Source organism: Collimonas rhizosphaerae, assembly GCF_038896935.1.
GTDB lineage: Bacteria > Pseudomonadota > Gammaproteobacteria > Burkholderiales > Burkholderiaceae_D > Collimonas > Collimonas rhizosphaerae.
In genome coordinates this window covers 1-26,109 of sequence record NZ_JBANDC010000010.1, presented here as the reverse complement: position 1 = coordinate 26,109, position 26,109 = coordinate 1, and the positions used below count along the sequence as shown (strand labels likewise).

General features: G+C 60.8%; 24 protein-coding genes and 1 pseudogene. 8 read left to right on the top strand and 17 right to left on the bottom strand.

Annotated elements, in window-relative coordinates; translation table 11 throughout:
• Positions 1–154: 154 nt before the first annotated feature.
• From V8G57_RS15295 to xylA, 9 genes are all read right to left on the bottom strand, one after another.
• Positions 155–427, bottom strand: coding sequence for a hypothetical protein (locus V8G57_RS15295; RefSeq protein ID WP_342830083.1), 273 nt, complete (start codon positions 425–427; stop codon positions 155–157).
• 11 nt (positions 428–438) lie between these two features.
• Complete coding sequence (locus V8G57_RS15290) at positions 439–1,989, bottom strand: type II and III secretion system protein family protein (protein ID WP_425458285.1); 1,551 nt, start codon at positions 1,987–1,989, stop codon at positions 439–441.
• 152 nt (positions 1,990–2,141) lie between these two features.
• Positions 2,142–2,987, bottom strand: coding sequence for a Flp pilus assembly protein CpaB (gene cpaB, locus V8G57_RS15285; protein WP_092398056.1), 846 nt, complete (start codon positions 2,985–2,987; stop codon positions 2,142–2,144).
• Positions 2,988–3,017: 30 nt separating this feature from the next.
• Positions 3,018–3,602 carry an A24 family peptidase gene (locus V8G57_RS15280; RefSeq protein ID WP_342830081.1) on the bottom strand — a complete coding sequence of 195 codons (585 nt, stop codon included), beginning with the start codon at positions 3,600–3,602 and terminating at the stop codon, positions 3,018–3,020.
• Positions 3,603–3,670: 68 nt separating this feature from the next.
• Positions 3,671–3,817 carry a Flp family type IVb pilin gene (locus V8G57_RS15275; RefSeq protein ID WP_342830080.1) on the bottom strand — a complete coding sequence of 49 codons (147 nt, stop codon included), beginning with the start codon at positions 3,815–3,817 and terminating at the stop codon, positions 3,671–3,673.
• A 569-nt stretch (positions 3,818–4,386) separates the two neighbouring features.
• A complete protein-coding gene (locus tag V8G57_RS15270; RefSeq protein WP_092398052.1) occupies positions 4,387–5,526 on the bottom strand; it encodes a sugar ABC transporter permease in 1,140 nt (379 codons plus the stop codon).
• Positions 5,523–7,115, bottom strand: coding sequence for a D-xylose ABC transporter ATP-binding protein (gene xylG / locus V8G57_RS15265; RefSeq protein ID WP_342830079.1), 1,593 nt, complete (start codon positions 7,113–7,115; stop codon positions 5,523–5,525). The genes V8G57_RS15270 and xylG overlap by 4 nt, the downstream gene beginning before the upstream one ends.
• Before the next feature lie 81 nt (positions 7,116–7,196).
• Positions 7,197–8,177, bottom strand: coding sequence for a D-xylose ABC transporter substrate-binding protein (xylF, locus tag V8G57_RS15260; RefSeq protein WP_425458291.1), 981 nt, complete (start codon positions 8,175–8,177; stop codon positions 7,197–7,199).
• 144 nt (positions 8,178–8,321) lie between these two features.
• The gene (gene xylA, locus V8G57_RS15255) at positions 8,322–9,638 is read right to left on the bottom strand and encodes a xylose isomerase (protein ID WP_342830077.1); all 1,317 of its coding nucleotides are present in this window, start codon (positions 9,636–9,638) and stop codon (positions 8,322–8,324) included.
• Between the two features lie 245 nt (positions 9,639–9,883).
• On the opposite strand from xylA, the gene V8G57_RS15250 reads away from it, so the two are divergent.
• The 3 genes from V8G57_RS15250 to V8G57_RS15240 all read left to right on the top strand — a co-directional run bounded on the left by V8G57_RS15250 (position 9,884) and on the right by V8G57_RS15240 (position 12,510).
• A complete protein-coding gene (locus V8G57_RS15250; protein WP_342830076.1) occupies positions 9,884–11,092 on the top strand; it encodes a XylR family transcriptional regulator in 1,209 nt (402 codons plus the stop codon).
• A 15-nt stretch (positions 11,093–11,107) separates the two neighbouring features.
• Positions 11,108–12,175, top strand: coding sequence for an aldose epimerase family protein (locus V8G57_RS15245; protein ID WP_092398042.1), 1,068 nt, complete (start codon positions 11,108–11,110; stop codon positions 12,173–12,175).
• 101 nt (positions 12,176–12,276) lie between these two features.
• A complete protein-coding gene (locus tag V8G57_RS15240; RefSeq protein WP_092398040.1) occupies positions 12,277–12,510 on the top strand; it encodes a hypothetical protein in 234 nt (77 codons plus the stop codon).
• Positions 12,511–12,639: 129 nt separating this feature from the next.
• Here V8G57_RS15240 and V8G57_RS15235 read toward each other — a convergent pair whose 3' ends face one another.
• Complete coding sequence (locus V8G57_RS15235; protein ID WP_342830075.1) at positions 12,640–14,823, bottom strand: phosphocholine-specific phospholipase C; 2,184 nt, start codon at positions 14,821–14,823, stop codon at positions 12,640–12,642.
• A 371-nt stretch (positions 14,824–15,194) separates the two neighbouring features.
• Between V8G57_RS15235 and V8G57_RS15230 the strand changes: the two genes are divergently transcribed.
• Positions 15,195–15,956 carry a metallophosphoesterase gene (locus V8G57_RS15230; protein ID WP_092398036.1) on the top strand — a complete coding sequence of 254 codons (762 nt, stop codon included), beginning with the start codon at positions 15,195–15,197 and terminating at the stop codon, positions 15,954–15,956.
• A 7-nt stretch (positions 15,957–15,963) separates the two neighbouring features.
• Here V8G57_RS15230 and V8G57_RS15225 read toward each other — a convergent pair whose 3' ends face one another.
• Positions 15,964–16,980, bottom strand: a complete 1,017-nt coding sequence (locus V8G57_RS15225) for a zinc-dependent alcohol dehydrogenase family protein (RefSeq protein WP_342830074.1) — start codon at positions 16,978–16,980, stop codon at positions 15,964–15,966.
• Positions 16,981–17,124: 144 nt separating this feature from the next.
• On the opposite strand from V8G57_RS15225, the gene V8G57_RS15220 reads away from it, so the two are divergent.
• Positions 17,125–18,120 carry a LysR family transcriptional regulator gene (locus tag V8G57_RS15220; protein ID WP_342830073.1) on the top strand — a complete coding sequence of 332 codons (996 nt, stop codon included), beginning with the start codon at positions 17,125–17,127 and terminating at the stop codon, positions 18,118–18,120.
• Here the strand turns inward: V8G57_RS15220 and V8G57_RS15215 are convergent.
• Complete coding sequence (locus tag V8G57_RS15215) at positions 18,065–18,391, bottom strand: AzlD domain-containing protein (protein ID WP_092398295.1); 327 nt, start codon at positions 18,389–18,391, stop codon at positions 18,065–18,067. The genes V8G57_RS15220 and V8G57_RS15215 overlap by 56 nt on opposite strands.
• Positions 18,391–19,116 (bottom strand): AzlC family ABC transporter permease, encoded by a 726-nt coding sequence (locus V8G57_RS15210; RefSeq protein ID WP_342830072.1) that lies wholly within the window; start codon positions 19,114–19,116, stop codon positions 18,391–18,393. Before V8G57_RS15210 ends, V8G57_RS15215 begins: the two co-directional genes overlap by 1 nt.
• Before the next feature lie 114 nt (positions 19,117–19,230).
• Here V8G57_RS15210 and V8G57_RS15205 point away from each other — a divergent pair, with 114 nt between their 5' ends.
• Positions 19,231–19,929 carry an aspartate/glutamate racemase family protein gene (locus V8G57_RS15205; protein ID WP_092398028.1) on the top strand — a complete coding sequence of 233 codons (699 nt, stop codon included), beginning with the start codon at positions 19,231–19,233 and terminating at the stop codon, positions 19,927–19,929.
• A 45-nt stretch (positions 19,930–19,974) separates the two neighbouring features.
• On the opposite strand, the gene V8G57_RS15200 is transcribed toward V8G57_RS15205, so the two are convergent.
• The gene (locus V8G57_RS15200) at positions 19,975–20,412 is read right to left on the bottom strand and encodes a hypothetical protein (RefSeq protein WP_342830071.1); all 438 of its coding nucleotides are present in this window, start codon (positions 20,410–20,412) and stop codon (positions 19,975–19,977) included.
• A gap of 568 nt (positions 20,413–20,980) precedes the next feature.
• Here V8G57_RS15200 and V8G57_RS15195 point away from each other — a divergent pair.
• Positions 20,981–21,847: a Crp/Fnr family transcriptional regulator gene (locus V8G57_RS15195; protein WP_425458284.1), complete on the top strand. Its 867-nt coding sequence runs from the start codon at positions 20,981–20,983 to the stop codon at positions 21,845–21,847.
• A 66-nt stretch (positions 21,848–21,913) separates the two neighbouring features.
• On the opposite strand, the gene V8G57_RS15190 is transcribed toward V8G57_RS15195, so the two are convergent.
• Entirely contained in the window at positions 21,914–24,100 is a 2,187-nt protein-coding gene (locus V8G57_RS15190) for a prolyl oligopeptidase family serine peptidase (RefSeq protein ID WP_342830069.1), read from the bottom strand.
• Between the two features lie 249 nt (positions 24,101–24,349).
• On the opposite strand from V8G57_RS15190, the gene V8G57_RS15185 reads away from it, so the two are divergent.
• A complete protein-coding gene (locus tag V8G57_RS15185; RefSeq protein ID WP_092398022.1) occupies positions 24,350–24,568 on the top strand; it encodes a hypothetical protein in 219 nt (72 codons plus the stop codon).
• Positions 24,569–24,662: 94 nt separating this feature from the next.
• On the opposite strand, the gene V8G57_RS15180 is transcribed toward V8G57_RS15185, so the two are convergent.
• Positions 24,663–25,931: a tetratricopeptide repeat protein gene (locus V8G57_RS15180; RefSeq protein ID WP_342830068.1), complete on the bottom strand. Its 1,269-nt coding sequence runs from the start codon at positions 25,929–25,931 to the stop codon at positions 24,663–24,665.
• Positions 25,932–26,013: 82 nt separating this feature from the next.
• Positions 26,014–26,109: pseudogene (locus V8G57_RS15175) on the bottom strand (biopolymer transporter ExbD); the annotation flags it as partial.

Genomic DNA, 26,109 nt, shown 5'->3' with positions numbered 1-26,109 from the left:
CCTCTTGAGGTTAATGTTGAATTGAAATTTACTACCCTGGTACTGCACGGTTGCTACCTACTTCTTACAACGTTGCGAAAGGATGACTCCCTTTTTCGCCGGCAGCTTATCCTGCTGCCTTGATCAATAAAATCCTTGATGCATCATTCCTGCGTTACTGGGTGGCGCCAAGACTGCCGCCGATATTGATGACGTTGACCGCTGGCGGCGGCGCCTTGAAGCTGCCTTGATAGAGATTGATGGTCTCCTTGGCCGCTTTACCGTCCATACCCGCCACCTGATCGGGATTCTTGCCGGCGTCAGGATTGATGATCATCTTGAGCTTGGCCTGGCGCACGGCGTCGCCGAATTTGGTGTCGTAGTTGGGAGTGACTGTCGAGCAGCCCGCCGTCAGGACGAGCAACAGTGCGATTGCGAGCTTGTTCATGGACTTTCCTTTTATTTGATTTCAGGAGTAGCAGCGACATCTTCAGAACTGGCTGTCGGCGCCATGGCTGGAGCTGGAGCTGGAGCTGGAGCTGGAGCTGGAGCTGGAGTTTGAGCTTCGACTGGAGCTTGAACTGGAGCTTGAGCTTGAGCTTCGACTGGAGCTTGAACTGGAGCTTGAGCTTGAGCTTGAGCTTCGACTGGAGCTGGAGCTGGAGCTCGAGCTTGAGTCGGGGCCGGAGCCGGAGCCGAGCCTTCCAGGCTGCCGTTGAAATAAACCTCGCCACGGCTAGGCACGACATGATTGTCCGTCGGCAGCGTCGGCGCTTCCGCCAGCGGCTTCACCAGATGCGGCGTAATCACGAACAGCAGCTCAGTCTGGTCAGTCTGGAACTCGGAACTCCTGAACAGCGCTCCAAGCACCGGCACCTCGCCCAAGCCAGGGAAACGCTTCATGGTTTCAGTGACGTTGTTCTTGATCAGGCCGGCAATCGCGAAGCTTTGTCCATCGTTAAGCTGGACGGTGGTATCCGCCCGGCGCACCGTCAGCGACGGCAGCACCGCCGTGACGCCGCCGACGGTGGTGAACGGCGAGCCAAGCTGCGACAAGTCCGATACTTCCGAAACCATCTTCAGGTTGATCCGGCTGCCGTTCAGCACGGTGGGCATGAACTTCACGCCGATGCCGAATTCCTTTTCTTCCAGCGTGATGGTGGCCTGGCCAGCGTTGTTGGTCTGGGACACAGGAATGAAGATCTTGCCGCCTGACAGGAAACTGGCCTGCTGGCCGCTGATCGCCATGATGTTCGGTTCAGCCAGCACCCGCACCAGGCCGTCATTCTTTTGCCCGTCGATGTTTACCGAGGTCCGGCCGATCCTCAGCGCCTGCAGCAAGGCATTGCCTCCGCTCAGGAAATTGGATAGCAGGGAATAGGTATTGCCTCCGCCATTGCTGGGACGGGTCAGGCTGACGTTCGACCCGAGCCTGTCGAGCAGCGTCTTGCTGACTTCGGCGATCTTCACTTCCAGCATGACCTGCTGCGGGGCCGTGACGCGCAGCATGTTAACCACCTTCTTGCCGTCGCCGTAAGCATTGGCCAGGTTTATCGCTTCGTCGAGCTTGATGGCGTCGCTGACCTGGCCGGTCAGCACCAGCGAGTTTTCCGCGCCGCGCACCTTGATCCCGGTTTCTTCAGGCATCAATTCGCCTAGCTTGGCTTGCAAGGTGCCCGGATCGACGGTAACGATGATGTCCTTGATGACGCAGCGTCCATCCGAACTCTGCAAAACCACATTCATCGATCCTGACTTCCGTCCCAGGAAAAACAGTTCGGTAGGACTGAGCAGCGTGATATCTACATCTGCCACGCCGTCCGAAGCCGCTTGCGCCGGGGCTGGAGGTGCATTCGCAGGCCCCGGCGGCACGGTCTTGTCGTTGGTTGCAGGCGGCCGGCCGGCACGGTTCGACGATTGGCCGCCGACCAGCATGCGCGCGGCGGGAACATTCAGCCGGATGACGCTTGACTTGCCAAGCGTGACGTAAGTAACAGGGTCAACCGTCACGGATCCGCAAGGCCTCAGGCCAGAAGAGCCTAGAGTTTGATTGGCGAAAGGTGCGCTGGCCGCGAGTGCTCCATCGGACAAGGCCAGCGCCGCGAAGAAGATCACATTTCTGTAGTTGTTGTTCACTTGAACTGCTCCCTAGATTGTTTTAATTAAAAACAGTTGAGCGTCCGGCTGCCGTTTTGAATTACCTCGACACACTGCGATTGCGAGGCTGACGCCACCATCGGTTTGCTGCGCATCACCCTGGGCTTTACAGCTGCAACCTTGGCTGGCGCTGCTTCCGGTTCTACACGCTCTCCAAACAGCTGGTTCTTGGTAATGCCTACGGTTGTTACCGTGTTCTTGTCCACCTGGTTGCGCAGCACTAGCGATAGCGTGCCGACGCTGCGCGCCAGGTCCAGCTTCTCTGAATCCTCCAGCGTCAACTCCAGCGTCACCGCACTGACTACCCGAGGTTTGGTATCGTCGCGGCCAGCTTCCTGCGCCACCGCCAGCACCAGTACATGCTCGAGCACGGTCTTGCTGATCTGCTTGCCTTCTTCGCCCTTGTTCTTGTCCTGCTGCGCATTCACCATGACGTCTACATAGTTGCCGGGAAGCGCGAAACCAGCCACGCCGACCACATCGTTGACCCTGACCGTCATGGCCCGCTTGCCCTCCGCAATCACGGCGGAAAGTCCCCCTTGCGTGCCTGCCGGCGCCAGCTTGCCGTCGAGGATCGCTTCGCCCCGCAGCACGCCGACTTTCACCACCCGGTCCTGCAAGTCCTTGACTTCTTTGAAGGCGCCGGCCGGCACCGAGCCGCTGGGCCAGTCGACGGTCGACAGCATTTGCACATTGATCCTGCTTCCCAGTTCGATATCTGACGCGGCCACCACGACTTTGTTGGAGGCGACGCCGCCTTGCTTCGATACCCACCCAGCCGCATATACAGCGGCTCCCAGACCGATCGCCGAGGCCAGCACGAGCAATCCGATTGCTTTGACGTTTTTCATTTTCGATTCCAGTCAAGTTTGTTTTGCAAGCTACAAATAACCTAGTTGCCGTGCCACCAGATAGCCGGTGGTGCCTATGCCGATGCTGACGCCGTACGGCAATTTCCCCACCGACTTGCTTGCGTCTATGTGGGCGTCCGGCCTGAAACCTCCAATTGCCGACAGCATCATGATTTGCACCATATTCTTTACATTGCCTAGCATCCGCCCCAGCGCTCTGTTAAACAGGGCAAACCCCAGGGCAGCGATGCCGCCGACAATGAAAGTGGATATGACCGCAAAAAATATCCCCGGAACGCCGAGGAATGCCCCGACCATCGCTATCAGTTTTACGTCGCCTGCCCCCATCGCCTTGAGCGCGTACAGCGGCAGCATCATGAGCAAGCCAAGCAGCAGGCCGTCGAACGCCCATAGAAGGCCGGCGTGCGTCGACATCGGAACTGCCGTGTTGTAAATCAGACCGAACGCCGTGCCGCTTGCAGTCAGCCAGTTCGGAATCCGATAGACCCGCCAATCGCTCGCAGCAGCCACTATCAGCAATGCAATCAAGACTCCCGTACGGGGATCGGTGACGAGCATGCCGAGAAGTTCGAGTAATGAATAAAATGCTTGCATGATCTATCTCTGCCATTCAAATGAAACGTGATCGGTAATGAGCTGCGGCATGCGTCCAACGCGATTTCTCATGTGCTCTTCACCAGAGCGAGCAACGCAAGCGTGCAGACCACGATAACAAGCGCTCCGATGAGCGCGAACTCTATGAGCGACGCACCGTCCTCTTCCTTGAAGAAACTCATGAGGGCATGCGATGGATCGTCGGTTAATCGCATACTCTTCTCCGTAGTGGTTTCTCATGATTCGACTCTGCCGGTTTCGATCGGACTGCAATGCTCGCGTCCTTGCAATGAGTATAGGCAGGCAGAAAAAAACGTATATGACCGATGGGTCCCTATTTGAGTAGGACCGACTGTCTCTCTGAATCAGGGATGGGCAGGACAAAACAACTAGGAAGGAGCGGGGGGAAAATCTAACTTGTTGTCGATAACGGACAAAAAGAAACGGACCTTGTCAAAGCCCGCCATTTTGCTTGTCGAAAGCAGACATTTTTTTTGTCATGGATGCTGCTGCCAGGCTCTCAGGCCGCAGCAAAAAAATTGCCACAAGGGAAGGAATGGAGAAGCAGCCACGCCTGTCTTTCGCGGGAGGTCCAGAGAGAAGCGGCTCGCGAAAGCGCCGGGAAGATGGCCCGCCCATTCCGCGGCCGCCGTCTTTGGCCGCGGCTATTTCAAGCGAGCCGAATGCGCCGCTGCAAAGGAAGGATTTTTACTGGCCGGCCCGACCTCGACTGCACGGGCCGCGACACGCCATCCGGCGTCAGCATGAGCGCCGGGATATGACTCTAACGGCTAGACCGTGTGCTGACATCGACCCACACCGCCAGCATCAGGATGCTGCCCTTGACGATCATTTGCCAGTAGGTGTCGACATCCAGCATCGACATGCCGTTGTCCAGGCTGGCCATCACCAGCGCCCCGATCAGCGCGCCGTATACCGTGCCGGAACCGCCGCGCATGGAAGTGCCGCCGATGAAGCAGGCCGCGATCGCATCGAGCTCGCCCATGTTGCCGGCCGAAGGCGAACCCGCCGCCAGGCGTGCGGTATTGACCAGGCCCGCCAGCGCGCACATCACGCCCATGATGCCGAATATCCACAGCTTCACCGCCTGCACATTGACGCCGGACAGCCGGGTCGCCTCCATGTTGCTGCCGACCGAATAGATGCGGCGGCCGAACACGGTCTGGGTGGTGATGTAGCTGAACAGTCCGAGCAGCGCCAGCAACAGCAGCACCGGCACCGGAATCCCGTCGTAGGTATTCAAGGTCGAGACAAATCCCAGCAGCACCAGGCCGATCAGCAGCACGCGCAGCGCGTCGCGCCACAGCGGCGGCACCGGCAGCGCATGCTGCATGCGGTTGCGGCGCTGCCGCCAGGTGAGCGCCAGCGCCAGTGCAAACAGGCCGATGCCGAGCACGATGCCGAGCTGCGGCGCCAGGTAGCCCTGGCCCAGGTAGACCAGGTCGCTGGAAACCGGCGCGATGGTCAAGCCGCCGGTGACGCCCAGCAAAATCCCGCGGAACGCCAGCATGCCGCCAAGGCCGACGATGAACGAAGGAATCCGCATGTAAGCCGTCAGGTAGCCGTTGAACAAGCCCAGCGCCAGGCCCAGCAGCAAGACCAGGCACAGGTTGAGCGGCAGCGGCAAATGGTGGGTAACGTTGAGCACGGCAGCGACGCCGCCCAGCAAGCCGAGCATGGAGCCGACCGAGAGGTCGATTTCGCCGGCAATAATCACCAGCACCATGCCGCAGGCCAGGATGCCGGTGATCGACATCTGGCGCAGCAGGTTGGACAGGTTGCGCGGCGTCACAAAACCGCCTTCGGTCTTCCAGCTGAAGAATGCCCAGATGAGGGCAATCGCAATCAGCAAGGCCATGATCTTGTATTGCCGGAACAGCTGCTTGATGTTGATGGTGCTCATATCAGTTTCCCGTTATTCCCTGTTTCAGATGCGGCGGCGACCAGCTGCTGCGACGCCAGGTACTGCGACGACTGGTCGATCGCCGCCGCCAGCACGGTTTCCTGGCTCAGGCCGCGATTGACGAAGTTGCCGCGCAGCTTGCCCTCGCCGATGACCAGCACGCGGTCCGATACGCCCAGCACTTCCGCCAGTTCGGACGACACCATGATGATCGCCACGCCCTGCCGCGCCAGGTCCGCCATTAGCCGGTAGATCTCGGCCTTGGCGCCGACGTCGACGCCGCGCGTCGGTTCGTCCAGGATCAGGACCTTGGGCCGCGCCAGCAGCATTTTCGCCAGCACCGCCTTTTGCTGGTTGCCGCCGGACAGGCTGGTGATCGGCAGGAACGGGCTGGATGTCTTGAGCTGGAGGCGGCTGATTTCAGCCTGCACGGTTTTCAGTTCGGCTTCGGCGTCAATGCGGGTGTGGCGCGAAAAATCCTTGAGCACCGCCAAGGTGATGTTCTGGCCGACGCCGAGATCGGGCACGATGCCGTGCTGCTTGCGATCTTCCGGCACCATGCACAGCCCAAGCCGGATCGCTTTCAGCGGCGTGCCGGTATCGACCTTCACGCCTTCCAGCCAGACCTCGGCCTGGCTGCGCCCGGGATAGGCGCCGAACAAGGCCGACACCAGCTCGGTGCGGCCGGCGCCGACCAGCCCGGCGATGCCGAGGATCTCGCCGCGCCGCAATGAGAAGGAAATGTCGTCGACCCGCTTGCGCTGCGGATTGTCGGCGTCATGGCAGGTCACATTGCGCGCCTCGAATATCACTTCGCCGATTTCATGTTCCTGGTCCGGGTACATGGCGCTGATTTCGCGGCCCACCATCTGCTTGATGATCTGGTCGACGTTCATGTCCTGCATCGGCGTGGTGGCGATATGCTTGCCGTCGCGGATCACGGCGATGGTGTCGCACACGGCGGCCACTTCGTCCAGCTTGTGCGAGATATACACGCAGGCCACGCCCTTGGCTTTCAGGTCGCGGATGATATCCAGCAGCACCGCGATCTCGGACGCCGTCAGCGATGATGACGGTTCGTCCAGGATCAGCAGCCTGGCTTTCTTGTTGAGCGCCTTGGCGATTTCCACCAGCTGCTGGTGGCCGCCGCCGTAGTTCATCACCGGCAGCGCTACATTAATATCCGGCATTTTCAGCTCGCGCATGAGTTCCGCGGCGCGGCGGTACATGGCTGGATAGTTCATGCGCCCGCCCGGCAAGGTCAGTTCGTGTCCCATGAAGATGTTTTCCGCAACCGACAGTTCCTGCACCAGCATCAACTCCTGATGGATGATGATGATGCCTGCAGCTTCCGTATCGCGCATCGACTGCGATTGCAGCGGCCGGTCCTCCCACAGGATTTCGCCCTGCCAGCTGCCATGCGGATAAACGCCGGATAGCACTTTCATCAGGGTCGATTTGCCGGCGCCGTTTTCGCCGCACAGGCCAAGGCATTCGCCTGCCTTGACCTTGATGTCTATGCCATCCAGCGCACGCACCGCGCCGAATTCCTTGACGATGCCGCGCATTTCCAGCAAATAGTCGGACATGCTTGCTCCCGCAATGATTGAAGGGAAAACGGCGACGCGGCGGACCAAAGCCGCCGCGGCCGTTTCAGTTCATGCGGCAGCTTACTTGCTGCTGATCTGGGCTTCGGTATAGAAACCGTCGTCCACCAGCAGCTTGACGTTGGCGCTGGTCAGCGGCGTCGGTTTCAGCAGGATCGTATCGACTTTCTTGACGCCGTTTTCATACTGGGCGTTGTAGGAAGGTTTTTCGTTGCGCGCCAGCTGCACCGACAGCTTGGCCGCTTCGGAGGCGATCAGCTTGAGCGGCTTGTAGACCGTCATGGCCTGGGTGCCCGCGATCACGCGCTTGACTGCGGCCAGGTCGGCGTCCTGTCCCGAGACCGGCACCTTGCCCGCCATCTTTTGCGAAGCCAGCGCCTGGATCGCGCCGCCGGCGGTGCCGTCGTTGGAAGCGACGATAGCGTCGATCTTGTTATTGTTGGCAGTCAGGGCGTTCTCCACGATGGACAGGGCTTCGGTGGCGCTCCAGTCCTTGACCCATTGCTGGCCGACGATCTTGATGTCGCCCTTGTCGATGGACGGCTTCAGCACTTTCAGCTGGCCTTCGCGCAGCATCTTGGCGTTGTTGTCGGTGGGCGATCCTCCCAGCAGGTAGTAGTTCCCCTTTGGCTGCGCCTTGAGCACGCCTTCGGCCTGCATCTCGCCGACCTTTTCATTGTTGAAAGAAATATAGGCATCGATATCGGCGTTCAGGATCAGGCGGTCATACGACACCACCTTGATGCCGGCCTTCTTGGCTTCCTTGACGGTATTGGTCAGTACGGTAGCGTTGAACGGCACGATGACGATGACATCCACGCCGCGCGAGATCAGGTTCTCGATCTGGGCGATCTGCCGCTGTTCGCTGGCGTCGGCCGATTGCACAAACACCTTGGCGCCCAGCTTGTCAGCCGCCGCGACAAAAAAATCGCGGTCCCTGGCCCAGCGCTCTACCCGCAAGTCGTCGATCGAAAAACCGATCTTGGGATTCTTGGAATCGGCCATGGCGGCCGTGCTGCCCAGTGCCAATACCGCTATCGACATCACTGCCAACAGACTCTTTCTCTTGATCTTGTTCATTGCTGTGTCTCCTGTCATTGGTTTTGATTTAACTGCTGATCACGCATTAACCTCGCCCTGCCAACTTCAACTTCTGCAACACTCGATATCACCCGGAATCACCCCTAATCACCCATATATGGCGCGGTTGACCAGGTTCTCCAGCATTTCCTGGCGACCGCTGACCGCCTGCGGATTGATCTGCCTGGCAAACGCATGCTCGGCGATGTCGCTCAAGCTGAGCTTTCCGGCCAGCACATCCTGCCCGAAAGCACCATCCCACCCTGCATAACGCTCGGCCTTGAAATTCGCCAGCAGGTCGTTCTCGACCATGCCGGCGGCGCGCTCCAGCGCCAGCGCCAGCACATCCATGGCGCCGACGTGGCCGTGGAACAAATCGACTTCGTCCAGGCTCTGGCGCCTCACCTTGGAATCGAAGTTGAAACCGCCGGTGGTGAAGCCGCCGGCTTTCAGGATTTCGTAAGTGGCCAGCGTCATCTCTTCGACGCTGTTGGGAAACTGGTCGGTATCCCAGCCGTTTTGCGGATCGCCGCGGTTGGCGTCGACGCTGCCGAGGATGCCGAGCGCAGCGGCAGTGGCGATTTCATGATGGAAGCTGTGCCCGGCCAAGGTCGCGTGGTTGGCTTCGATATTCACCTTGATCTCTTGCTCCAGGCCGTACTGCTTGAGGAAGCCATGCACGGTGGCGCTGTCGTAGTCGTACTGGTGCTTGGTCGGTTCCTGCGGTTTCGGTTCGATCAGCAGCGTGCCCTTGAAACCGATCTTGTGCTTATGCTCCACCACCAGGCGCATGAAACGGCCCAGCTGTTCGCGTTCGCGCTTGAGGTCGGTATTGAGCAAGGTTTCATAACCTTCGCGGCCGCCCCACAGCACATAGTTGGCGCCGCCCAGGCGCTGGGTGGCGTTCATGGCGGTGCAGACCTGCGCGGCGGCGTAGGCAAACAGTTCGGGATTGGGATTGCTGGCGGCGCCGGAGGCAAAGCGCGGATGGCTGAAGCAGTTGGCGGTGCCCCACAGCAGGCGCACCCCGGTCTGTTCCTGCTTGCGCTCCAGCACGTCCAGCATCTGCGCGAAGTTGTTGCGGTATTCGGCCAGGCTGGTCCCTTCCGGCGCGACGTCGGTGTCGTGGAAGGTGTAGTAGTCGACGCCCAGCTTGCTGAAGAATTCAAAAGCGGCATCGGCCTTCTTGTGCGCCATTTCCATGGCGTCGCCGCCTTCTTGCCAGGGACGGCGGAAGGTGCCGGCGCCGAACACGTCGGACCCGGGCCAGACGAAAGTGTGCCAGTAGCAGGCCGCCATGCGCAGGTGGGCGCGCATCGGCTTGCCCAGTACCAGCTTGTCGGCGTCGTAGTGGCGGAAAGCCAGCGGCGTCTGCGCCTGCTTGCCCTCGAAGCGGATCGGTGTCACGGAAGGGAAATAACTCATGCTTGCTCCTGTAGGGTGGTGGTGCGGTGTTGATGTGGGCCCATACTAGAACCGCTCCCGGCGCGCCACAATTACGAAATCCACCAGATGCCCTAGCGATTCTTTCTATTGCAGGTGCACATAACGGCATTTGGCCTGACGCTGGCGGCGCGCTTCGCTACAATCGAGGCCAACGGACTGGAATCGGTCCGCGGCAATGACAAATTGACAAACCGGGTTGCATGGCGCTCCCAGGAGACTGCAAGATGACAAGAACCGTGCACCGCATCGCCCTGCTGTTCAACGGCAACAAGATCTTCGACCGCGACATCATCGCCGGCATCGGCGAATACCTGAGCAGCACGCGCGCCTCGTGGGATCTGTTCCTGGAGGAGGATTTCCGCTGCCGCCTGCAAGGCATAGAGCGTTGGCAGGGCCACGGCATCATCGCCGACTTCGACGATCCGGCTGCCTGCGAAGCCTTGTCGCGGGTCAGCCTGCCGGTAGTCGCAGTGGGCGGTTCGTATGCCGATCAAGCCGACTATCCCGGCGACACGCCGTATGTCGCCACCGACAATTTCAAGCTGGTCAAGCTGGCCTACGATCACCTGATCGAAGCCGGCCTGCAGCGCTTTGCCTGCTTCAGCCTGCCGCAAGCCGACGTCAACCGCTGGGCCCAGGAACGCGAGAAGGCGTTTGCAAGCCTGATGCAGCGCGACGGCATGCAGGGCGAAATATACCGCGGCGTCGGCACCAGCGCGCCTTCCTGGGACACTGCGGTGGAGCAGCAGATCGCCTGGCTGCAGACGCTGCCCAAGCCGATCGGCATCATCGCCGTCACCGACGCTCGCGCGCGCCAGCTGCTGCAGGCTTGCCTGTGCGCCGGCATCGCGGTGCCGGAACAGGTAGCGCTGATCGGCATCGACAACGATCCGCTGGCGCGCATCCTGACCCGGGTGCCGCTCAGTTCGGTGATCCAGGGCACGCGCGAAATGGGCCGCACCGCCGCCCACCTGCTGCACCAGATGCTGCATGGCGGACGCCTGGCCGGCACCCGCATCCTGGTGCCGCCGGCCGGCATCAACGTGCTGGCATCGAGCCGCCACGAAGCGCCCAGCCATCCGCACGTGATGCAAGCCATGCACTTCATCCGCCAGTACGCCTGCCAAGGCATCAAGACCGAACAAGTGGCCGATTATGTCGGCGTCTCGCGCTCTTCGCTGGAATGGTATTTCCGCCGCGAGCTGGGACGCAGCGTGCACGACGAGATCCTGCGCTTCAAGCTGGGCGTGGCGAAGGACATGCTGCAGCACGAAGCCCACAGCATCGCCGAGATTGCCGTCAGCTGCGGCTTCACCTCGGTGCAATACATGCACGCGGTATTCAAGCGCGAACTGGGCTGCACTCCGCGCGAATACCAGGACCGGCTGGCGCAGGCCGGGCAATCGCCGCCAACCGCAAACACCATCAACTGACCGAAGCCGACACCGATGACACCGACCTCCATCACCAGCACAGCCGCCGACCATGGCGTCACCCTGTACACGCTGCGCAACGCGCACGACATGCGGATCCTGATCAGCGACCACGGCGCGACCCTGGTCTCCTGGTGGGCGCCGGACCGCTACGGCCGGGTAGCCGACATCCTGCTCGGCTATCCCGATGAAAGCGGCTACCAGGCAAATCCATCTTACTTCGGCAGCCTGGTCGGCCGCTGGGGAAACCGCATCGCCAAGGGCCGCTTCACCGTGGACGGCGCCGAGTACCTGGTCGACCGCAACAACGGCGACAACCACCTGCATGGCGGCGACACCGGCTTCCACCTGGCGCAGTGGCGCGCCGAACCGGGCCCGGACGGCTTGCGGCTGACGCTGGAATCGCCGGATGGCGACGGCGGCTATCCCGGCAACGTGCAGGTTTCGGTGCTGTACAGCCTGGACGACAGCGGCCGCCTGAGCATCGACTACAGCGCCGCCAGCGACGCGCCGACGCCGCTCAACCTGACCTCGCACGGCTACTTCAACCTCAACGGCGGCGGCAGCGATATCTACGATCACATCTTGTCGATCGCGGCTGACCGGTACCTGCAGATCGACGCCCAGCTGATCCCCACCGATGCTGCCGATGTCGCCGGCAGCGCCTTCGATTTCCGCCAGCCGGCGCCGATCGGGCCGCGCCTGGCCTGGCCCGACACCCAGCTCAAGCTGGCCGGCGGCTTCGACCATTGCTACTGCCTGAGGCCGCAGGACGGCGCCGCTCCTGCGCCGGGCCAGGGCCGCAACGCGCAGCCGCTGCGGGAAGTCGCAACCGTCTACGATCCCGGCTCCGGCCGCCAGCTGTCGGTCTCGACCACCGAGAACGGTTTGCAGTTCTACAGCGGGAATTTCCTGGCAGGCATACAAGGCCGCAACGCCCAGCCTTATGCGATACACGACGGCTTCTGCCTGGAGACGCAAGCCTATCCCAACCAGATCAACGGCCCAGATGCCGAAGCCGTGATCCTGCGGCCCGGCCAGGTGTATCGCCAGACCACGATTTACCAAATCTCGGTGCGCTGACAAGCGGCGGCGGAAAAGCGTAGAATAAAGCCCGCCCGCACTGGCTCACCAGCCGGCCTGCGGGCGATCAGGCGCGATGCACATATTGGAAAGAGAGACACATGACAAAACAAAACGGAGCGGAACCGCTCATCAGCGAGATCGAGTATTACATGATGATTGTCGAGTTCGACATGTTATGGAACCGCAATACCACCGCGCAAGAACAGCAGCGAATGGAACACATGATCCGGCTGATCGACGCATTTGAAGCAGGACACACATTCCTCGCACCGCAAATGCAAGTTCGGACCGGACTGGAGAGCCGGAATAAAGAAGGGCCTACAACAATGTAGGCCCTTTTCTTTTGTAGCCCGCTTTTTCTTTATGTCCCGCTATCCCTCTCCTGCCGTCACCTTCACCGCACTCTCATTCGTCCTCTTCCGCAGCCTGTTCCTGTTCAACGAAAGCGGCAAGCCGTCCAATCAGGTGGCAGCCATTGCCGGATCGCTCACGCCATGCGCGCCGGTTTCCATGCGGCCTGCGAAGCGCCGGCTGAAACCGCCGGCCGGCACCGTCGCCGTCAGGTCATACCAGTTGCCCTGGCCGCCGATCGGCCAATGCTGGTCGAGCTGCATGCGGGCCGGCACATGGAAAGTCCAGGGGCCGGCCTGGCGGTAGGCATTCGGCTTGACAGTGACGATGCAGGCCCCTTCTCCTCGGTTCGCCATCGTCAGGCAGATGCGCTTGGTGAAGATATCGTAGCTGAGCTTGACTTCAGGTTCGGCCGAACCATCCACTGAAAGTACCGCGAGATTGCCCTGGAAAGCGCGATGGAAGCCGTTCGGCCCCAGCACCCACAGATCGTAGGCGCCGCGGTCGGCCTCCAGGTCCCAGCTGTCTTGCCATTCCCTGCCGGCTTCCAGCGCATAGCGGCGCGGCACCCGATCCAGGTGCAGACGGTCGTAGACATGGAACACCGCGGCAGCCCGGCCGGTATTGCGGAAAGCCAGGTTGATCTTGTTGTGCCTGGCATCGACCCGGGCGCTGGCATGCAGCTCGTAAGGCAATGCGCGCGAAGGCCGGACGCCTGCCGCCTGCATCGGAAACACCTGGCTGCCTTCGGCCGGCAAGGCGACCTGCTGCAGTTTTTCCTGCTGGGCGCGCACCGCGTCAGCTTCCGCCCGGGTGCGTTTCGGCAGCGTCGGCAAGACTTCATGGTTCGGATTGACGAAGTTGAAAGCCGACAGCAAATCGCCGCAGACCGCGCGCCGGAATGGCGTGATGTTCTCTTCCTTGACGTGGAAGCGGGCTTCCAGGAAACGCAGCACCGAGGTGTGGTCGAACACCTGCGAATTGACCCAGCCGCCGCGGCTCCATGGCGAGATCACATACATCGGCACGCGCGGGCCGGGACCGTAGGGACGGTTTTGGTAGGTAGCCGATGCCGCCGCGGAAAAATATTCGCCGTCGGTGGAAACCGACGAATGGCCGGCCAGCTCGCCGCCTTCGTAGCCAGGCGCGCATGGCGGCGGCACGTGGTCGAAAAAACCGTCGTTCTCGTCGAAATTGACCAGCAACACGGTCTTGCTCCATACCGCCGGATTGGCGGTCAAGGCATTCAGCACTTCCTGGATATACCAGGCGCCCTGCACCGGGCTGGATGGCCCAGGATGTTCGCTGTAGTCTGCCGGGGCGACGATCCAGGATACCTGCGGCAACGTGCCGGCGCCGATATCTTCGCGCAAGGCAGCCAGGAAGCCGCCGTCCGGCATGGTGTTGGCCACTCCCTTGAGCAGCGGGTCGATGCTGTCGTCGCTAGGCAGGTAGGCTGGATAAGGAGCGCCGTCGACGGCGTTGCCGCGCTTTTCGTTGGCCTGGCGATAGGCAACGAAACCTGCCAGCGGATTGTCGGTGAAATTGTCCGGCATGTTCTCGTAGACCTTCCACGACACGCCTTCTTTTTGCAGGCGTTCCGGGTAGGTCTTCCAGCTGTAGCTGGCAGCGCTGGTAGAGGCTTCCAGATGATCCTGGCTGTTATCGATGACCGGGCCGCCGTTCTTGCCTTTGGGATCGATGTTGCCGGTCCAGTGGAATACCCGGTTAGGGTTGGTGCCGCCGTGGAACGAGCAATGGTAGGCGTCGCACACCGTAAACGCGTTCGCCAGCGCGAACTGGAAATCCAGCTCGGCCGAGGTGTAATAACCCATCGACTGGGTCTGCTTGTAGGTCGGCCAGTTCGCCATGCGGCCGAGGTCCCAGGCATCCTGTGCGTTATCGTAGAAGTGGCTGGTGCCGTTGACGCGCTGGGCGTTGCCGATCTTGCTGTCGAGGTGATAAGGCAGGATCACGCGCGATTGTTTGGTGGTCTTGTCGGTGTACGTCTGCTGCATCACATTGCGCTTGCCGGCCAGCGGGATCGGGAAACGGTCGCCGAAACCGCGCACGCCGTTGAGCGTGCCGAAGTAGTGGTCGAAGGAGCGGTTTTCCTGCATCAGGATCACCACATGTTCGACGTCGCGGATGGTGCCGGTCTTGTTGTTGGCGGGGATCGCCAGCGCCCTGCGGATGGCTTCCGGGAAAGCGGCATTGGCGCTGACGGAATAGGCCGTGGCGGCGAGCGCGGTGCCGGCGGTGCGCAGGAAATGGCGGCGGTTCTTCTTGGTCATGATGGTCCTGTTCTTTCCTTATTGGGATAGGCGTCGCTTGGGAAGGGAATGTGCAGCAGGGAGACGGTGCGAGAGCGGATTGCTGGAACACGGGGCTGGTGACGCCATCGACAGTTGGTTGATTCCGGCCATGTAGTTACCGCCACGCATCTTTTGAATGTATCGAAGTATTGCGGCGAAATATTTCAGGCGTATGAAGGTTCGATGACCGTTCTGTAACGATTGGAGACGCCAGTAATCCTGGCTATTGATGGCCTGTATGGATGGCCTGCGTTGCTTACTTCCTGCACTTTCGGTAAGCTGCTTGGCAATACGGCGGGGCAGCGGCTTGCAGAGTCGCCCCGTGGATAACCGGAGCATTTTGCCGTGCCATGAAAATTTCATTGATCTCTGACCTGCACCTGTCCGTGCACCCGATGCCGGCGCCGGCAACCGATGCCGACGTCGTGGTGCTGGCCGGCGACATCTGGCGGCCTGTGGAAGCCATGCAGTGGGCCAGGCAATTTTCCGTGCCGACGATCTTCGTGCCTGGCAATCATGAGTTTTACGGGAGCGACCTGGTCAGCGCCATGCGCGACCTCAGGAGCGCAGCGCAAGGCAGCCAGGTGCACATATTGCAGAAGCAGGCGCTGCTGCTGGATGGCGTGCGCTTCCTTGGCTGCACCCTGTGGACGGACTTCCGTTTCTTCAGCAGCGCCGAACAGCGCCAGCTGGGCCTGCAGCAGGCAACCGAACTGGTCAGGGATTTTTCACGGATACGCGTGGCGCCGGATTTTCCCGACACGTTTACGCCGGCCCTGTCGCAAATGCTGTTCGACGACACGGTTGCCTGGCTGGAGCAGCAGTTCGCGCAGCCGCATGACGGCCCGACCATCGTCGTCAGCCATCACGCCCCTGGCCCGCAAAGCGTGCATCAACGCTTTGCGGGATCGGCGCTGAATGCCTGTTTCACGTCCGAGCTGGAACAACGCATCCTGGCGTGGCAGCCGGCGTTCTGGCTGCATGGGCACATGCATGACAGCTCGGATTACCGAATCGGGGCGACCCGGGTGCTGTGCAATCCGCGCGGTTACGCACGCGGCGGCAACGCGGAAAACGCCAGTTTCGATCCCGGCCTGACATTTTCCGTTTGAACCTGTCTTACCTGGCGACTTCGATCACGACTTTGCCGAAGTGGCCAGCCTGTTCCAGGTATGCATAAGCTTCGCGCGCCTGCTGGAACGGGAACACCTTGTCTACCACCGGCTGTATCGCCGCCACTTCAACGAACCGGTTGAGGTCCTCCAGCATCGCGCGGCTGCCGACGAAGATGCCAGACAAGCGCTTGGCGCCGCCGATCAAAGCGAACGGATCGAGCTCGCCGCCGAAACCGCTGACGCCGCCGATGATGGCAATCGTACCGCCCATCCTGGTGCTGCGGATGGAGCGCGCCAGCGTGCCCTGGCCACCGACTTCCAGCACCAGGTCGACCCCGGCGCCGCCGGTAAGCCGCAGCACTTCATCTTGCCATTCGGGTGTGTTGCGGTAATTGATGATGGCGCTGGCGCCCAGGGCGCGGGCGCGTTCCAGCTTGGCGTCGCTGGACGAGGTAATGATGGTGCGCAACCCGGCCGCCTTGGCCAGCTGCAGCGCCCAGACCGAGACGCCGCCGGTGCCCAGCAGCAGCACGCTGTCGCCGGCCCTGAGCCGGCCCTCGACGAACAAGGCGTTCCAGGCGGTGACGCCGGCGCAGGGCAAGGTCGCGGCCTGGATATAGTCCAGGTACGACGGAATCGCTACCCAGGACTCTTCATGCAGCACCACCTCGTCGGCCAGCACGCCATCCGTCACCGCGCCGAGCGCGCGGGCGGTGTTGCGCGGAGTCGGCGCGCCGCTGATCCAGTCCGGGAAAAAAGACCCGGTAACACGGTCGCCGACGCTGAAGCGGTTCACTGCCGCCCCCACTTCGATCACTTCGCCGGCGCCGTCGGAGCCCGGGATCACGGGCTTGTCGCCAGTGCTGAGATATGTGCCGTCGGCGATCATCAGGTCGCGATAATTGAGCGATACCGCATGCATGCGCACCCGCACCTCATGCGCTGCCAGCGGCGCGCTGTCGCGCTGCACCCGTTCCAGTCCCGCAATCTTTTGCCCTGCCTGAATCTGATAAGCCTGCATGGAAATCTCCTGTTCGTTTCACACATCATCTGTGCCTGGCCGCCGCAATGTCAGCGGCGGGATTGGCTGTTATGATATAGGTTCTTATTTTTCCTCAGTGGCGGCATTTTTTACTATGTATGTAGCGTATATGGATACAATAAAATGAGCGACCGTTTGCATGGCATCAGTGCTTTCGTCGAGGCGGTGGAAGCCGGCAGTTTTGCGCTGGCGGCGGAACGCATGCGCCTGACCCGCTCGGCGGTAGGCAAGAGCATTGCGCGGCTAGAGCAGCGCCTGGGAGTGCGCCTGTTTCAACGGACCACGCGCAGCCAGAGCCTGACCGAAGACGGCCAGGCTTATTACGAACGCTGCGTGCGCGCGCTGGCGGAACTGGACGCCGGCGCATCGGCGCTGGACAGCGGCAAGAGCGAAGCCATCGGGCGCTTGCGCGTCAGCGTGCCGGTGCTGTTCGGCCGCCACTGCGTGGCCCCGGTGCTGCTGGCCCTGGCGCGGCGCCATCCGCGGCTGGCGATCGAAATCTCGTTCAGCGACCGGGTGGAAGACCTGGTGGAAGAAAAATACGACCTGGCGATCCGCATCGGCAGCCTGCCCGACAGCGCCACCCTGGTAGCGCGCCAGCTGGCTACGCAAGACATGTCGATCTGCGCCGCGCCGTCATACCTGGCTGCTCACGGCAAGCCGGGCAGCGTGGCGGAGATGAGCCGGCATGTCGGAATTGCCTACGGCCGCGCCGGCCGCCTGGAGCCCTGGCGCGTGCGCGACAGCGCCGGCCAGGTGCACAAGCCGCAAGTGAACATCCGCCTGGTGTTCGACGACCTGCAAGCCATCACCGATGCCGCGGTGGCCGGCGCCGGACTGGCCTGGCTGCCTTGCTGGCTGATGTCGAAACATGCCGCCGCCGGCGAACTGGAGCTGGTGATCGACAGCGAAAGCGTGCTGCCTACCGAGATCTATGTGGTATGGCCGCAGTCGCGCTATCTGCCGACCAAGACCCGCGTGGCGATCGACGCCCTGGTGGCGGAGATCCCGCCGATGGTCGGTCAGATGCAACGGCCGAAAAAAAAACCGAGTGAAAAATACCCTAGCGTCCCAGCACCCCGAACTGCCAGGCAAAAAACACCAGCAGTCCAACCATGATGGTCAGCAGCTGGCGCCGTGTGCCGGCGCACACCAGGACCGCTGCAATGGCGGCGATCAGCTGCGGATTGCGCCAGCTCAATTCAAGACCCTGGCCGTGCGGCGCCAGCACCATCGGCACGATGATCGCCGTCAGCACGGTGACCGGCACAAAGGCCAGCGCTTCCTTGAGCCAGATCGGAAAGGCGGCGCGCTCGCCCAGCATGAAGATCGCCGCCTTGATGAATACCGTGATCAGCGCCATGCCGATGATCATCCAAGTGTAGTACATCATGCCTTGCTCCTTGCCGCGCGGCGCAGCGCCTGCCAGTGCGACAGCGCCAGGCCGACGCCGACGCCGGCCAGGATCGCCGCCAGCAATCCCAGCTTGTAAGGCAGGTCACGCAGGAACCAGGCGAATGCGCCTGCGGCCAGCGCGGCAGCCAGCTGCGGCAAGCGAAACAGCTGCGGCACCACGATCGCGATGAAAGTCGCCACCATCGCAAAATCCAGCCCCAGGGTCTGCAATTGCGGGAATGCCGTGCCGAACAGCAAACCGAGCAGTGTCCACAACTGCCAGTTGCCGTACATCGACAAGCCCGATCCCAGGAAATACCAGTGCCCGCGGGGCGTATGGGCGTGCTTCAGGTAGTAGGCATTCATCACGGCGAAGGTTTCATCGGTCAGCAGGAAGCCCAGCAGGAAACGCCAGCGCGCCGGCAAGTGGCTGACGTGCGGCAGCAAGGTCGCCGCGTACAGCATGTGGCGCAGGTTGACGATGAAGGTGGCCATCCAGATCACCAGCAGGCCGACCTGCCCTGCCGCCAGGCCGACCGCGATGAACTGGCTGGAGCCGGCGAACACGCCGAGCGACATCAGCTGGCCTTGCCAGGGCGCCAGCGGCCCGGCGGCGACCAGCGCGCCGAAAATCACGCCGAACGGCGCCGCGCCAACCATCATCGGTATGGTGTCGCGGGCGCCGGCGGCAAAACTGGACAGGGAGGTGGGATGCGGCATAATCTATTCCTTTGCGATGCCGGAATAGTAATGTCAAGCGCCGCTTTGCGCTAGTGGACCGTCATATTGGCGCCCTGCGCATGCGCGCATCAATCTCTACCGTAGGAGTGTTCTTTGAAGACCATCGGCCTTATCGGCGGCATGAGCTGGGAATCGACCGTGCCCTATTACCGTCAAATCAATGAAACCGTCAAGCAGCAGCTGGGCGGGCTGCACTCGGCAAAAATCATTCTCTACAGCGTCGATTTCCACGAGATAGAACGCCTGCAGCATGCCGGCGACTGGGACGCCGCCGGCGCCAGGATGGCTGAAGCGGCGCAGGCGCTGGAACGGGCCGGCGCCGATTTCCTGGTCCTGTGCACTAACACCATGCACAAGGTCGCGGCCGCTATCGAAGCCGCGGCCGGCATCCCCTTGTTCCATATCGCCGATCCCACTGCCGACGAAATCAAGCAGGCAGGCTTGTCAACGATAGGTTTGATCGGCACCCGTTTCACCATGGAGCAGGCGTTCTACAAAGACCGCCTGCGTGAACGCCACGGCTTGCAGATATTGACGCCCGGGCAGGAAGACCGCGATACGGTCCATCGCATCATCTACGACGAGCTTTGCGTGGGCCAGGTGAAGGAAGCGTCGCGCGCGGAATACCGCAGGGTGATTGCGAGCCTGGTCGCGCAAGGAGCGCAGGCGGTCATCCTGGGTTGCACCGAGATCTCGCTGCTGGTCGGCGCCCAGGATTCGGCAGTACCCTTGTTCGACACCACCAGCATCCATGCGCGCAAGGCCGCGGACTGGGCGCTCGCCGCAACATGACGCCTGCAGCGCCATCGGCCGCGGCGCGATGGCGGAGAGCGCTGTCTATTTAGGCATGGGATCGGCTGCCATGGCTTTGTCGCGAGCCTTGGTCGATTCCTGTTTCTCTTCTTTCAGATCCGATTTCGCCTCCGCTTTTTCTACTTTCATGTTTGCCTTTGCGGTTTTTTTCTTGGCCTTGTATTCTGCCTTCGCTTCACTATCGGCTTGCCGTTTTTGCACCAGCGGGTCGGTCAAGGCGGCGCGGGTATCGACGCTGGTGGTCGCTGCGGGTGCGGCACCTTCGGCGGGCGCCGTGGTTTGTGCCTGGGCCAGGTTGACGCACAGCAGCGCCGCAATAGGCAGCACGAGGATATGAATGTTTTTCATGTCGAGTCCTTTATAAAGATGGTGAATCAAGGTTAATTGCAAATCCGGATCAGTTTTGTGCGCTAGGCAACTTAGCGCGTCACCCCTGAAAATAGCCGGCATCCCTTGCTGCATGCGGCTTTTCGGTCGATTGACTGTTGTCTGGCGGATACCGGCCCTTACTGAAACACCGATTCAAACTTTACATTCGCGGAATTTTGCACAAAGATATAAACGTCAGCAGTTCATTTTTCATTTTTTGACGGTGGCGGTTTTGACATGCTGCTCCCGTCCGATGGAGAGAATATGTTACTTAAGCACACACTTATCGTTACAGCAATTGCCATGATCGCGGTCAGCGGATGTAAAAAAACGGATGACCCTAATGCTCCTGCAACAGCCACTCCACCGGCGACGCAGCAGGCAATGCCGCCAGCCGCTCCGGCAGCCCCCGCCCCGTCGGCCCCCGACGCTGCACCGGCCGCACCGGCTGCATCGGGCGCCAGTTCTTCCAGCGGCAGCTAGCAGACCGCGGTTGGCGCCACAGGGCGTCAACCGCATTTTTTTGTGACAGGACGCCTCTCCAGCGTCGATTCCTGTGTCAGCGCATTCCTACAGCAGAAGAAGACAAGCGCTGATTTCGCAAACTCCGCTCCAATGCAATCATCAATACACAGCAGTACAAACCACATCCTCAAAGGAGATGGCGATGGCTTACGTATTGAACAATTGCGGCACTCTGAAAACGAGTGCGAAAAATAGCGCCGCGGTACTGTCGGTCCTTCGGAGAGAAAACATGGCCGAGCTGATCCAGCCCGGCACGCAACACCTCACCTCGCTCCGCATTGCCGGCCTGTACGGCCACAATCCTTTGCAGAACCACATACTCGACGCCCTGCCGCCAGAAGATTTCCGGCGCCTGCTGCCGCACCTGGAATTTGTCGCGATGCCGTTCGGCATGACGGTATGCGAAGCGGATAGCCAGATACGGCATATTTATTTTCTCACCAGCAGCATCGTTTCTCTGGTCCACGACATGAAAGACGGCAGCTCGGCCGAGACTGCGGTGATCGGCAATGAGGGAGTGCTGGGAGTCACCCTGTTCATGGGCGGCGGCAAGAGCCTGAACCGGGCCACCGTGAAAAGCGCGGGTTATGGCTTTCGCCTGAAGGCCAGCATCCTGGCGGAAGAGTTCGCCCGCGGCGGCGCCTTGCAGCAACTGTTGCTGCACTATACGCAGACGCTGCTTGCGCAAATGTCGCAAACCGCCGTGTGCAACCGCCATCACAGCGTGCCGCAGCAATTGTGCCGTTGCCTGCTGCTGACGCTAGACCGCTTGCCTGGCAACGAAATCAGCGTCACGCAAAGCGCGATTGCCGCGATGCTGGGCGTGCGGCGCGAATCGATCGCCGAGGCAGCCGGCAAGCTGCAGGAAGAAGGCCTGATCCAATATGCGCGCGGGCACCTGACAGTGCTGGACCGGGATGGCCTGGAAGCAAGGGCTTGCGAATGCTACGCGGACCTGAAGCACGATCATCGCGATACGCTCAGCGAGAAAAAAGCCTCATAGGATATCGCCCTGCATTCAGTCCGCAGCGGCTGCGGTGGACGGCCAGCCGCTGCTGTCGGGATGCAGTCAGTCGGCCGACGGCTCTGGTGGATTGCCCGCCACCGCACCAACGTCCGGCGCCGGGCGCATGTCCAGTACCTTGGTCAAAAAGCCCCAGCGATCGGCCACCTCTTCAATCTGCTTCGAAGTCGGCTTGCCGGCGCCATGCCCGGCCTTGGTGTCGATGCGTATCAGCACCGGCGCCGCGCCTGCCTGGTCAGCCTGTTCGGTGGCCGCAAACTTGAAGCTGTGCGCCGGCACCACGCGGTCGTCATGGTCGGCGGTGGTCACCAGCGTGGCCGGATAGCAGGTGCCTGGCTTCAGGTTGTGCAGCGGCGAATAGGCATACAAGGCTTTGAATTCATCGGCGTTGTCGGAAGAGCCGTAATCCGAAGTCCAGCCCCAGCCGATGGTGAATTTATGGAAGCGCAGCATGTCCATCACGCCGACGGCCGGGATCGCCGCGGCAAACAGCTCCGGCCGTTGCACCATGGTGGCGCCGACCAGCAGCCCGCCGTTGCTGCCGCCGCCGATCGCCAGTTTCTGCGGCGAGGTATATTTATTGGCGATCAGCCACTGCGCCGCGCCGATGAAATCGTCGAACACGTTTTGCTTCTGCAGCTTGGTGCCGGCTTCATGCCATGCCTTGCCGTACTCGCCGCCGCCGCGCAGGTTCGGCACGGCGTACACGCCGCCCATTTCCATCCAGGCCAGGTTGGGCACCGAGAACGCCGGCGTCAGTGAAATGTTGAAGCCGCCATAACCGTACAGATAAGTCGGGTTGCTGCCATCGAGCTTCAGGCCCTTTTTCGATACGATGAACATCGGTACCCGGGTGCCATCCTTGCTGCTGTAGAAAACCTGGCGCGTCTCGAACGCGCTCGGATCGAAATCGACCTTCGGCTGCCGGTACAGGCTGCTCTTCCCGCTCGCCAGGTCATACCGGTAAATGGACGCTGGCGTGGTAAAGCCGGTAAACGAATAGAAGGTTTCCTTGTCATGGCGCTTGCCGCCGAAACCGCTGGCAGAACCTATTCCCGGCAAAGCCACTTCCCGCACCAGCTTGCCGTCCAGCGTGAATACCTTGACCTGGCTGCGCGCATCTTTCAGGTAGTCCAGCACCAGGCGCTGGCCGACCACGTTCGCGCCTTGCAAGGTTTGCTCGGCCTCCGGCACGATCACCTGCCATTTTTCAACCTCGGGGTGGCGCGTGTCGATCGCGATAATGCGGCCCTTTGGCGCGTCCTTGTTGGAGTTGAACAGGAACACCGGGCCATCGTTGTCGATGAAATCGTAAGAAGCATCGAAACCGTCAAGCAGCGGTAGCATCTTTGCGTCTTTTTTGCCCAGCTCCTTGTAGTACACGCGATTCTTTTGTTCCGTGCCTTGCGAAATGCTGACGACCAGGTATTTGCCGTCATCGGTGACGTGGCCGGCGAAACCCCATTCCTTTTGATCCGGCCGGTCGTAGACCAGGACATCGTTGTCCTGGGAAGTGCCGATTTTATGGAAATACAGCTTCTGGAAATAATTCACGTCGGCCAACTTGGTCGCTTCTTTCGGCGCATCGTAGCGGCTGTAGAAAAAGCCCGAGCTGTCGTGGGCCCAGGATGCGCCAGAGAATTTTACCCACTGCAAATGATCGGCGGTGTCTTTGCCGCTTTCGATGTCGCGCACCTTCCATTCGTTCCAGTCGGAGCCGGAGGCAGCGGTGCCGTAGGCCAGGTATTTGCCGTTCGGGCTGACCGCAATGCCGGCCAGCGCCACCGTGCCGTCCGCCGCCAGCTTGTTGGGATCGAGCAGCAGGCGCGGCTCTTCATCGAGTTGTTTGACGGTGTATAGCACCGCCTGGTTTTGCAGGCCGTCGTTACGGCTGTAAAAATAACGGCCGCCTTCCTTGAAGGGCACGCTGAAGCGTTCGAAATTCCACAGCTTGGTCAGCCGTTCGCGGATCGCCGCGCGTGCAGGAATTTTTTCAAGGAAGCCTTGCGTCAGTGTGTTTTGCGCCTCTATCCACGTCTTGGTGTCGTCGCTGTTGCCGTTTTCCAGCCAGCGGTAAGGGTCGGCTACCTTGACGCCGTGATAGTCGTCTACCTGGTCGATTTTCTTGCTGACCGGATAAGCCAGGGCCTGGTTGCCCGCCGGGCATTGCTGGGCGATGCCGCCGCCGCTGGTGAGGATGGCGGATAGGGCCAATGCGTGTTTTAGGTACATGTTTTGTCCGTTGTGATTTGGGTGAAATCAGATGAGCAAAGCTGAAAAAATACGCCGGCGGCTGGTGGCTGCGGCGTAAGGGAAACACAATATCATCGATTGCATGCGATGTCTGTTTGCCACGTTGCTTGTTGCTTTTTCGAAAGTAAATATGCTATCGTGCATTTCTAAAATGTAACATCATGTAGCGCGCAGCCATCACGTCGAGCGGGCTACCAACTCCAACATCCAGAGACAAAGAAACCAGCCATGAAAACACTATTTGCCTGTGCATTTATCCTGCCCGTCCTGTCTGCATGCGCAGTCGACGCCGGCAACCAGAACGTCGCCGACAACCAGGAAAACGTTTACACCACCGGCAGCAACCTGCCGTCCAGGCAAAACAAGAAGTCGAATGTAGAAACGCTCTCGCCTGAGCAGGCTAGCGGGCTGTTTGGTACAGGTACGACACACGCACCCAGGAATTAAGTACGCCTTTTTTACGGCATGATTGACAGCGGTTAACTGAAAACGTCTCACCGAAAGGTGAGACGTTTTCTATTCAGCGCCGCATTGCGTCAGATTAATTGATCGGATGGTTTGCCTGCATCACCCACAAGCGCGCCAAATCGGCAACGCCATCTGTACCTTGAACCGACTTGAAGGCCTGGATCGCCTTGTCTTTCTGTCCGGCCAGCTGGTAAGCAATGCCCAGGTGCAGCTTGGCGTCCTCTGGACGCTTGAGGCCGCCCTTCTTCACGCCGTTCTCCATCAGCGCCAAGCCTTTGTCAAACTGGCCGGCGGTGACCAGCGCATACCCGAGGTTGAGCTGGCCGGTGCCTTCCTTGCTGGCGTTTACCGAGGCTTCGGTTTGCGCTAATGTTCTCTGGTCGTCGGCCATTCCTTTGCTGGCCTGGTCGCGCAGGCGCTTTTGCTTGGCGGCGTCAGGACCGCTGCCCAGAACACCCGACTGAAAACCCTGGTCCAGAGTTTTCTTCGCTTCTGCCGGGAATCCCGCCAGCAGCGCCAGTTGCGCCACGTCGGTGAATTCGGCGCTGGTCTGCAACTGCGCTGTCGCGGCTTTCAAGCGGTACAAGTCCAGCGTCAGATGGTCAGAGAAGCCCGGCTTGGCCTGGATACGGCTGAGTAAGTCGAGCCAGTATTCTTTCTTCGGATAGTAGCTGTTGAGCTTTTCCAGCGAGCTCAGGTATGCCTGTTTGTCGTTGCTCTTGAGCGCACAGCTGACCAGCAGTTTCAAGGTGATCTCGGTCGGCGTACGGCCTGCGCTTTCATCGGCCGCGATGTCTTTCTGCAGCTCGCTGGTGGCGCGCGGAATGTCGTTGCTCAGGTAGTAGGACTGGATCAGCAAGGTGCGGGTTTGCGGATCGTTGCCGTTTTCCTTCAGCGAGCGCGATAGCCATTCGATGGCTTTGGGATATTTTTCCGCGTCGTAGTACAAACTGCCCAACGCCTGCACGATCTTGGCTTTTTCCGCCGGCTCCAGGCGTCCGGACGCAATCACTGCTTCGAACGATTTGCCTGCCAGGTCGGTATCGCCGGCGCGCGCGGCAGCAGCCCCGCGCAGGCGGTCGATGGCATATATTTCATACGGTGTCTTGTCGGCGACAGCATCGGTTTCAGCGATCTTGGCCAGCGCTTCCTTGAATTTTTCTTCTTTAAGAAGTGCCTGCGCTGCCTGCAGCGGCGTGCCGATTTCCGGGCGCACCGTCTCGGCTTTGGCGCTGGCGTCCGCGGCATGCGCCAGCGGAGCAAAGCCGGCCATGGGAAGTGCCGTGGTCAGGCCCACGGCTGCCAACAACACGAAAATTGGTGCGAAACGCAATTTGGACATAGCTATTCTTTCAATCGAAAAAACGAAAATAGGCAGGGGTATGACCCTGCCTATTTTCTGGTGCAAAAACAAATGCTATTGATTACTCCATGAACTGCTCGTTGCCGACGATGCCGATCTTGGTGACGCCCAGCCGCTGCGCCGACGCCATCACGGCGGCCACCGACTTGTACTCCAC

Excerpts from the sequence above, each read along its gene's own strand:
- V8G57_RS15230 (WP_092398036.1), top strand. The coding sequence starts at position 15,195 with ATGAAAATTTCATTGATCTCTGACCTGCACCTGTCCGTGCACCCGATG.
- xylF (WP_425458291.1), bottom strand. The coding sequence starts at position 8,177 with ATGTCGATAGCGGTATTGGCACTGGGCAGCACGGCCGCCATGGCCGAT.
- V8G57_RS15295 (WP_342830083.1), bottom strand. The coding sequence starts at position 427 with ATGAACAAGCTCGCAATCGCACTGTTGCTCGTCCTGACGGCGGGCTGC.
- V8G57_RS15270 (WP_092398052.1), bottom strand. The coding sequence starts at position 5,526 with ATGAGCACCATCAACATCAAGCAGCTGTTCCGGCAATACAAGATCATG.
- V8G57_RS15195 (WP_425458284.1), top strand. The coding sequence starts at position 20,981 with ATGGCGATGGCTTACGTATTGAACAATTGCGGCACTCTGAAAACGAGT.
- V8G57_RS15225 (WP_342830074.1), bottom strand. The coding sequence starts at position 16,980 with ATGCAGGCTTATCAGATTCAGGCAGGGCAAAAGATTGCGGGACTGGAA.
- V8G57_RS15280 (WP_342830081.1), bottom strand. The coding sequence starts at position 3,602 with ATGCAAGCATTTTATTCATTACTCGAACTTCTCGGCATGCTCGTCACC.
- cpaB (WP_092398056.1), bottom strand. The coding sequence starts at position 2,987 with ATGAAAAACGTCAAAGCAATCGGATTGCTCGTGCTGGCCTCGGCGATC.
- V8G57_RS15275 (WP_342830080.1), bottom strand. The coding sequence starts at position 3,817 with ATGCGATTAACCGACGATCCATCGCATGCCCTCATGAGTTTCTTCAAG.
- V8G57_RS15220 (WP_342830073.1), top strand. The coding sequence starts at position 17,125 with ATGAGCGACCGTTTGCATGGCATCAGTGCTTTCGTCGAGGCGGTGGAA.
- xylG (WP_342830079.1), bottom strand. The coding sequence starts at position 7,115 with ATGTCCGACTATTTGCTGGAAATGCGCGGCATCGTCAAGGAATTCGGC.
- V8G57_RS15200 (WP_342830071.1), bottom strand. The coding sequence starts at position 20,412 with ATGCAGCAAGGGATGCCGGCTATTTTCAGGGGTGACGCGCTAAGTTGC.
- V8G57_RS15180 (WP_342830068.1), bottom strand. The coding sequence starts at position 25,931 with ATGTCCAAATTGCGTTTCGCACCAATTTTCGTGTTGTTGGCAGCCGTG.
- V8G57_RS15185 (WP_092398022.1), top strand. The coding sequence starts at position 24,350 with ATGAAAACACTATTTGCCTGTGCATTTATCCTGCCCGTCCTGTCTGCA.
- xylA (WP_342830077.1), bottom strand. The coding sequence starts at position 9,638 with ATGAGTTATTTCCCTTCCGTGACACCGATCCGCTTCGAGGGCAAGCAG.
- V8G57_RS15210 (WP_342830072.1), bottom strand. The coding sequence starts at position 19,116 with ATGCCGCATCCCACCTCCCTGTCCAGTTTTGCCGCCGGCGCCCGCGAC.
- V8G57_RS15190 (WP_342830069.1), bottom strand. The coding sequence starts at position 24,100 with ATGTACCTAAAACACGCATTGGCCCTATCCGCCATCCTCACCAGCGGC.
- V8G57_RS15235 (WP_342830075.1), bottom strand. The coding sequence starts at position 14,823 with ATGACCAAGAAGAACCGCCGCCATTTCCTGCGCACCGCCGGCACCGCG.
- V8G57_RS15215 (WP_092398295.1), bottom strand. The coding sequence starts at position 18,391 with ATGTACTACACTTGGATGATCATCGGCATGGCGCTGATCACGGTATTC.
- V8G57_RS15250 (WP_342830076.1), top strand. The coding sequence starts at position 9,884 with ATGACAAGAACCGTGCACCGCATCGCCCTGCTGTTCAACGGCAACAAG.
- V8G57_RS15240 (WP_092398040.1), top strand. The coding sequence starts at position 12,277 with ATGACAAAACAAAACGGAGCGGAACCGCTCATCAGCGAGATCGAGTAT.
- V8G57_RS15245 (WP_092398042.1), top strand. The coding sequence starts at position 11,108 with ATGACACCGACCTCCATCACCAGCACAGCCGCCGACCATGGCGTCACC.